We start from the raw sequence: 3727 nt of genomic DNA, 5'->3' as shown, positions 1-3727 counted from the left end.
CGCACCACCCAGGCCCTCGACGCCCTCGCCCGAGGCGCCCACCTCCCCTTCCTCCTCCGCGGCATCCCCGCCGAATGACACCGAAACGCTCGCGCAGGGGGTCGCAGCCGGGAAGGGCGCGGGTACGGTCGAGAGACGGTTGAAGCGCCGTCGAAGGCGGCGTCCCCGGAGGTAGGCACACGGCGGAAAGGAACTGCCCGATGAACTCCGACCTGTCCCGCGCGTCTTGGTTCACGTCGTCCTACTCCAACAACGGCGGTGAATGCGTGGAGGTCTCCGTGAGCTTCCGCGGGGCCGTTCCGGTGCGCGACTCCAAGGATCCCCACGGTCCGGCTCTCGTCTTCCCCGCCGACGCCTGGCACTCCTTCGTCGGCGCCGTCCGGTCCGGCGAGTTCGGCACCGTCTGACACCCGGTTCGCGCGTCGGCCCCGACCGGTGGGACCGGTCGGGGCCGACGGCTTCAGGGTCGGGGTCGGTCGGTGGTGTCGAGGGCGTGGTCCTTGAGGAAGGCTCCAGCGTGGGCCGCGGCTTCCTCGGTGGTCGCGTACCGGGCGCCGTCGCCGGCGGTGCCCGGCGTGCCGTCCGCACCCGTTCCGGTCCACCGCCAGCCGCCGTCCGGGAGCGGTGTCAACCGGGCTGTTCCACCGAAGAGTTCGAGTGCCCGGGGCTCCGCCTTCGGGGCCTCCGGGCGGCTGACGGCCTCGGGCCACTTCTTGCGGGCGCCCTGCCGGGTGATGCCCCACACGGCGCCCAGCTGCTCGTAACTCGCACCGTAGGAACCGGCGGTGGCCGCCGCGTGGGCGGTCAGGCGCTTGACCTCGGCGTCCACCACCTTCCACGCGGCGAGGACGGAGAGCGTGACCTCCACGGGCTCCGAGGCCCACATGCGTTCCGGGGGGAGGCCGCTCTCCCGGGAGCGGATGGCCGTGGCCAGGGGATTCAGCGCCTCGTAGAGGGCCTTGTCGAGGTCTGCCTGCTCTTCCGGGGTGATCTCGGGCATCGCCATGCGGTAACCATAGTTTACGAACCCCGGAACGGTAAACCAAAGTTACCGCGATGGTGGTCGGTGACTCAGCGCCGCCGCCCGGCCCCCTCCGCCCCCTCCGCCGCGATCCGCCGGGCCCGGTGGCCGACGGCGCGCCAGGCGCCGAAGACCGGCAGCGTCACCAGCGCCACCCCGACCGCCTGGTGGATGCGCCGGTCCACCAGGGGGACGCAGTCGTCGTCCCGGTAGTGACGGGCGGCGGCGTCGAAGAACACGGGCGAACCGCACTGCATCGACCCGGTGCGGTGGTCCACCGAGGCGGGCAGGAAGGCGAGGCCGAGTGCCCACAGCCACCCGGCCGCCGCCGGGAGCCCCAGCGCGTAGAGGCTCCAGCGCCGCGCGCGGTCGGCGTGCCGCCGCGCCCGCTCCTCACTCGCCCCCGGGTGTTCGGCGATCCCCACGTGTTCCCCGTCCCGTCGGCGCCACTGCCGGAACGAGCATCTCACCCCGGTCCCGCAGTTCAACGTCGCTCCGGTGAAAGGCGGTTCGGCTGCCGGCGGGCCGACGGGGAGGTCCGGGCGGAGGCCCGGCCGGGGTCAGGGGTCGCCGGGGGAGCCGGCCGTGCGGACCTTGCCGACGGTGCCGGACCGCGGAGTGCCGTCGACCGCCACGCAGATGCCGAAGACCCGGGCGTGGCCGGTCCAGCCGTTGACGCGGCCGCGGTTGTTGCTGATCTGGACCCGGTTCCCGGCCGGGTCCAGGGCCGACACCAGGTGCAGGTACACCGTGCCGGCGACCCGGGCGAGCACGATGTCCCCGACCTCCAGCTTCGACGGGTCGACCGGGGCGACCGTCACCGGCTGCCGACTGCGGATCAGCGGGACCATCGATGATCCGCTCGGACGGAACGAGACGGTTGCTCCCCCGGCCACCCGGCCGGCCACTGCATCCAACGCACCCATCCGGCGATCGTGGCAGGTCCGGCCCCTCAAGCCCACCGGATTTCGTACCGCCCACCCCGCATGAGAAGTCGGACCGGCCGACTTCTCATGCCGGTCCTGCGGCCGGTGGCGGCCCTCTCAGCGCTGGGGGCGGATGTCGGACGGTGCGGCGATACCGAACTCGGACGCCAGCAACTCCCTGATCCCGTCGGGTCCGTCGACCTCCTCCACGGTCGTCGTCCCGTCGGGCCGTGTGCGGGTGAGGGTGGTCGCGTCGAGGCTCAGGTGGCCCGTGGCGTGGGTGCGCTGGACGAACAGGCGGCGGAACGGCGAGCGCGGGTGGGTCGCCACGTGCCAGTTGGCGACCCCGATGTCGGTGGCGGGAGCGTGGTCGAGGGTGAAGGAGACCAGCTCCTCCCACCTGTCCGCCGCGTCGGCCGCCGTGCGTGTCCTGGCCTGGAGGACCCAGACCGGTGCGGGGCCGTCCTCCTCCTCGACGACCAGGCGGTTGAACCGCCCCAGCCCCTCCCGGACCAGGCCGGGAATCATCGGCAGCGGCTCCAACAGGGAACGGGCGGAGCCGAATCCGACGTCGACCAGGTGTCGGCCGCCCTCGCCCGGCACCCGGACCGCCAGCACCATGTGGGTCCGGGGGCGGACCTCGCCGGGGCGGGCGCCGAGCCGGACCCGGCCGGTCAACCGGGTGACCTCGAAGCCCACCTGTTCCAGCACGGCGGCGAACAGGGTGTTGTGCTCGAAGCAGTAGCCGCCGCGGGAGCCTTCGACGAGTTTGGCCTGGAGGTCGGCGAGGTCCAGCGAGGGGACCGAGCCGACGACCACGTCGATGTTCTCGAACGGGATGCCGAGGACGTGCGCGTGGTGCAGGGACCGGAGGGTCACGAGGGTGGGCGCCCGCTCGCCGTCCCATCCGATACGTGCGAAGTACTTCTCCAGATCAACGGTCATACGGCCACGGTACGGACCGGGCCGGGCCCCGGCTTCCGCCTCTGGTTGCGATCTTGGTGGACCGCGCGACCTAGGACCTCCGGGATCCACCCCTCCGGGGCCCGTCCTGGCGTGCCGCACCGGCCCCGGATCCTGTCACCCGACCGGCGCCCGAGGGCCGTTACACAGACGATGGGCGGCCGTGACACGACCGGCCGGGGACCGCGACACGGCGCTCCTAACGTCACTCACGACGCACCGGCCGCACCGGCCGGAACCAGCGTCCCGATGAAGGAGCGAACCGTATGACCAGCCGTACCCGTCGTGCCCCCGCCCGCCGCGTGCTCGCCGTCTGCGCCCTGACCGGGGCCGCCCTCCTGACCACCTTCACCGGCGGGCAGGCGTGGGCCGACGGTTCCCCCGCGCCCGCCCCGGCCACGCCCACCGCAGTCGCCCCGGCGGCCCCGCACGCCCCGGTCACGCCCACCGTCGTCCCCCCGGGGGCTCCGGCCCCGGGTACCACGCCCACCGCGGTCCCCTCGGCGAAGGCGGGCTCCGACGGTCCGGCCGTCCCCCGGGTCACCCCGACCCACCCGCCCACGACCGGGGCGGTCGGCGGCCCGCCGCAGGTCCGTGAGGTGCCCAAGGGCGCCGCCCAGGCCGGTGACGGATCCGGCTCGACCGGCTCCTCCGGCCTCATGCTGGCCGGCGGCGGCACCGTCGCGGCCGTCGGCGCCGCCGCACTGGGCTTCGCCCTCCTGCGCCGCCGTTCCGGTGCGCGCGGCTGACAACGGCCCCGGGCCCTCAGGGCGTCCCGTCGTCCCGGCTGCGGACACGACCGTCCGCAGCCGGGACG

General features: G+C 74.1%; 6 protein-coding genes. 2 read left to right on the top strand and 4 right to left on the bottom strand.

Annotated features, from left to right (window positions below; translation table 11 throughout):
- Window positions 1-200 precede the first annotated feature (200 nt).
- Complete coding sequence (locus ABZY91_RS41665) at window positions 201-407, top strand: DUF397 domain-containing protein (protein WP_355409419.1); 207 nt, start codon at window positions 201-203, stop codon at window positions 405-407.
- Window positions 408-460: 53 nt separating this feature from the next.
- On the opposite strand, the gene ABZY91_RS41660 is transcribed toward ABZY91_RS41665, so the two are convergent.
- From ABZY91_RS41660 to ABZY91_RS41645, 4 genes are all read right to left on the bottom strand, one after another.
- Complete coding sequence (locus ABZY91_RS41660; RefSeq protein ID WP_355409417.1) at window positions 461-1006, bottom strand: hypothetical protein; 546 nt, start codon at window positions 1004-1006, stop codon at window positions 461-463.
- A gap of 65 nt (window positions 1007-1071) precedes the next feature.
- Complete coding sequence (locus tag ABZY91_RS41655; protein ID WP_355409415.1) at window positions 1072-1446, bottom strand: hypothetical protein; 375 nt, start codon at window positions 1444-1446, stop codon at window positions 1072-1074.
- Between the two features lie 135 nt (window positions 1447-1581).
- Window positions 1582-1947 (bottom strand): S26 family signal peptidase, encoded by a 366-nt coding sequence (locus tag ABZY91_RS41650; RefSeq protein ID WP_355409413.1) that lies wholly within the window; start codon window positions 1945-1947, stop codon window positions 1582-1584.
- Between the two features lie 117 nt (window positions 1948-2064).
- Complete coding sequence (locus ABZY91_RS41645; RefSeq protein WP_355409411.1) at window positions 2065-2892, bottom strand: arylamine N-acetyltransferase; 828 nt, start codon at window positions 2890-2892, stop codon at window positions 2065-2067.
- A 284-nt stretch (window positions 2893-3176) separates the two neighbouring features.
- Here ABZY91_RS41645 and ABZY91_RS41640 point away from each other — a divergent pair, with 284 nt between their 5' ends.
- On the top strand, window positions 3177-3659 hold the full coding sequence (locus ABZY91_RS41640) for a hypothetical protein (RefSeq protein WP_355409409.1): 483 nt from the start codon (window positions 3177-3179) through the stop codon (window positions 3657-3659).
- The last annotated feature ends 68 nt before the right edge of the window (window positions 3660-3727 follow it).

It is taken from the genome of Kitasatospora sp. NPDC002965 (assembly GCF_040611255.1).
GTDB lineage: Bacteria > Actinomycetota > Actinomycetes > Streptomycetales > Streptomycetaceae > Kitasatospora.
The sequence above is the reverse complement of the archived record's forward strand: the minus strand, read 5'-3'. Positions and strand labels throughout refer to the sequence as shown.

Coding starts and splice junctions, on each gene's coding strand:
- ABZY91_RS41665 (WP_355409419.1), top strand. CDS start 201: ATGAACTCCGACCTGTCCCGCGCGTCTTGGTTCACGTCGTCCTACTCC.
- ABZY91_RS41660 (WP_355409417.1), bottom strand. CDS start 1,006: ATGGCGATGCCCGAGATCACCCCGGAAGAGCAGGCAGACCTCGACAAG.
- ABZY91_RS41650 (WP_355409413.1), bottom strand. CDS start 1,947: ATGGGTGCGTTGGATGCAGTGGCCGGCCGGGTGGCCGGGGGAGCAACC.
- ABZY91_RS41645 (WP_355409411.1), bottom strand. CDS start 2,892: ATGACCGTTGATCTGGAGAAGTACTTCGCACGTATCGGATGGGACGGC.
- ABZY91_RS41640 (WP_355409409.1), top strand. CDS start 3,177: ATGACCAGCCGTACCCGTCGTGCCCCCGCCCGCCGCGTGCTCGCCGTC.